Origin of the sequence: Marinobacter zhanjiangensis, assembly GCF_014651935.1 — a bacterium.
In the GTDB taxonomy this organism is placed as follows: domain Bacteria; phylum Pseudomonadota; class Gammaproteobacteria; order Pseudomonadales; family Oleiphilaceae; genus Marinobacter; species Marinobacter zhanjiangensis.
This window is the reverse complement of the sequence record NZ_BMXV01000020.1, coordinates 1-554: the sequence shown is the minus strand read 5'-3', so window position 1 is coordinate 554 and position 554 is coordinate 1. Positions and strand designations below refer to the sequence as shown.

At 55.4% G+C, this 554-nt stretch carries 1 rRNA gene; it reads right to left on the bottom strand.

The features are described 5' to 3' along the window. Window positions 1-554, bottom strand: a 23S ribosomal RNA gene (locus IE079_RS18685); the annotation flags it as partial.

The window sequence follows — 554 nt, the reverse complement described above, 5'->3', positions numbered from 1 at the left end:
AGGAGCTTCACGTACATACCGGCGTGCCTTCTCCCGAAGTTACGGCACCATTTTGCCTAGTTCCTTTACCCGAGTTCTCTCAAGCGCCTTGGGATTCTCACCCTGACCACCTGTGTCGGTTTGGGGTACGGTCTCGAATAGCCTGAAGCTTAGAAGATTTTCCTGGAAGCCTGGCATCAATGACTTCCAACCCGTAAAAGGGTCGTCGTCGTCACGTCTCGGAATTGAGAACCCGGATTTGCCTGAGTCCCCTTCCTACACGCTTGAACCGGGACTACCGTCGCCCGGCTCACCTAGCCTTCTCCGTCTCTCCATCGCAGCTATCCAAGGTACGGGAATATTAACCCGTTTCCCATCGACTACACCTTTCGGTCTCGCCTTAGGGGCCGACTCACCCTGCGCCGATTAGCGTTGCGCAGGAAACCTTGGTCTTCCGGCGTGGGGGTTTTTCACCCCCATTGTCGTTACTCATGTCAGCATTCGCACTTCTGATACCTCCAGCAGACTTCTCAATCCACCTTCGCAGGCCTACAGAACGCTCCCCTACCCCGCAT